The following is a 2,578-nucleotide window of genomic DNA, read 5'->3' on the forward strand; positions in this document are numbered from 1 at the left end:
ATTTCCTTGCCAGGTTGCGCCGCAAGTTAAAATGCTACAGCAAGTGCCAAAAGATGTTGGAATATTCCGTAAGGCTTCTGATGGCTAAAAGAAATAATGAGATTATCTATAGTTAATTAGCAATACCCATGTTTAATGTTTCTACAAATTGACCTAACGTCAGCCATATTAAAAAAGACCAAAGTTCACGGGCATGGGTAAAAGCTAACAACGGCTTGCAAGAAAAAATATAAGAAACAATGTGATGCCGACCAATTAAGGTGCAATTCTGCCTGCAACCAGGGCCCAGTAGCTTTTAATAGATGATGGCTAGGGTAATGCCTGCGGCAAAGCAGGCAGGTTTTTGGGACATAGTCATTACATCTCTTGTCCGAACACCCCTCTTCTTCTAAGCATGATTATTTTAGGTTTATTAAATCCGGCCATCACTATCAAAGCCCCCAGCGCTAGCATAATATTTATTAGGCGAGGCTCGTTAAAAGCCTGGGCCGCTATGGGTGCAGCTGCACAAAATAGCAGCCCTACGATAAATGCTCTGCCTAGATTAAGAGTCCATACAGTATGAAAATGAGTATCAGTGGGATCATGGTATTGTATCAATGCGGATCCGAGTGATAACTCAGTCATCGAAGCTACGATAGTAAGCATGGCTGTTGCTAATGCCACCAGCCCAAAATCTTCCGGGGTAAGAAGGCGCGCCAGCACCAAGGTGCTGAAAAATGCCAGTAAATTGATAATCACTTTGGCTGCCCCTAGCCAAACTACACCTTTTGCAAGCTTATCCTTCATAGACCCAGGATTTGAAAATATTTATCTGCAATCCTTTACATTGTAATAGCACACAATATATTGGTCCTCCTTACTTGAAGCGGTAAAGCTGGTTTCGTTCCGACTAACGGCTAGCATATGGGCATTGCGCACTTCGATGCTTAAGTCTTGATAGCAAGCAAAACCATTTTTCTAATTCGAACCCCGTTTTTTCAAACTGAATGATAGCGTAGCCAGGATATTATGTAAACTGACATGTTTATTTTAGTCGCTCTTCTCAACCCATTGCGCTCAATCTTCAAGCAGGCCTGCCAGGATAGGAACGGGCTTCTTATAGCTGAGCATCATCGTTCGGTTCACTTCTCCGGTGATCTCCAATTTGCTGCCTGGCCTGGAGAGGCCGGTTCGGAGTTGCGCTCAGGAAGAAACACTCTATGCGTTCATAATCCCTTTTATGCTGCCTTGGCAGAACTTATGCCCACCCTTTGGCAATTTATTGCTGCGCCTTACAGCGAAGAATGTTTACTGCTGGCGCTAGACGATTTCAGCATGCCCAAGAGCAGGAACAACCCCATCGGATGAACCCTCTTCAATTAGCGGCCAAAACCAACCAAAGCAAGACCTGTGCGCAGCACGAGGCCGCGGTCGGCCTGCGCAAGCGTATCAAAGTTGTAAGCCTGATTGTTTGTGGCTGTTCGCTGTTACCTGCTGATTAACCTTTACAGCCCGAAAAAACGTGGCTCCACTAAAAAGACAACTCGTTCCCTTCTAATTGTAAACTGGAACAAGGGCGCATGAGGCGACTTGCGATTGCAGGCCTTGTCCGGCACCGCCGCTACTGATTCTGAAGGGCAGGCAGTTAAATAAGGAAAACCTACTATAGAAACCGGTTCGCCAGGCTCGAGGCGGCGGCTTCATCGGCATACAGGCTTGTGCAGTAATTCCGTGTTGTACGACTCGCCTGCGCCGCTGCGGGATTGCACCGCGAAGTTAAGCCGCTAATCGGCTCTTCATGCTAAAAACCTTAAAATGGCCCATGCGGGTGGGTACTCTATTAAAAGATATTAAATTGATGTTTTTGACTATTCGACAGTAGTGGATTTGGATAAGATTTTATTAAATTTAATCATTCGAGGCCGGGCGTGCTGTTTATACCTGACATTTTGATGGTAGAGCTGAATAATTATCGCAGGTTTATTCACCGGTATACTCTTATCAAGCGTCTGAACTGTCCGGCTACAGCGCTAACTTTTCTGTTTTGAAAGTTAACCGTATAAATCCCTTATGTTGACTTGGCTTGATGCTGATGCGGGTTAATATAGGCTTTCAGGACGGCTTGGATTCTAGCAAGACAATCTCTACCTTCGTACAGGCGTGAGAAAATCTGCACCAGCTGTCATCTACGGCAATTTTGAGCTAAGCGCATTGTCGATTATGACATTGACTTTGCGCCAATTCGTAAGACTTTATCCAGTCCCAATCGCGTGCTGGCATACGAGTAACTTGTTCACGCTAAATAAGGTCAGTTTTTTTAGGCGCTGGTTGTACCAGAAATTGATTAATTGTCGTCCAGTTAATTCAGTGGCGCTACGAAGCCTCTCGCAAATATTACGTGGAACAGGGCGCCAATGCGATCTTATACGCATCTCAAAAAGCCCCCGGACAAAAATTAACCTGAGCCTCAGCGGATTGAAGCCAGGGAAAATGAGTCAGCTGCGTGAGCTGACCGGTATCACGGGTCAGCGCCAGCCAAGCGGTTGCGACGGCCTCATCAAGTGCCTCGATGTTGGCATAGACGCGGTTGCTCAAG

Annotated in this window: 2 protein-coding genes; one reads left to right on the plus strand and one right to left on the minus strand. The window is 45.9% G+C overall.

Translation table 11 applies throughout. The features are described 5' to 3' along the window. Positions 1-357: 357 nt before the first annotated feature. Positions 358-789: an oligosaccharide flippase family protein gene (locus HUX64_RS02780; protein WP_174624719.1), complete on the minus strand. Its 432-nt coding sequence runs from the start codon at positions 787-789 to the stop codon at positions 358-360. Between the two features lie 234 nt (positions 790-1,023). Here HUX64_RS02780 and HUX64_RS02785 point away from each other — a divergent pair, with 234 nt between their 5' ends. Beyond that, positions 1,024-1,350, plus strand: a complete 327-nt coding sequence (locus HUX64_RS02785) for a hypothetical protein (RefSeq protein WP_174624720.1) — start codon at positions 1,024-1,026, stop codon at positions 1,348-1,350. Positions 1,351-2,578: the final 1,228 nt, after the last annotated feature.

Origin of the sequence: Candidatus Methylobacter favarea (genome assembly GCF_902806695.1) — a bacterium.
Classification (GTDB): Bacteria; Pseudomonadota; Gammaproteobacteria; order Methylococcales; family Methylomonadaceae; genus Methylobacter_B; species Methylobacter_B favarea.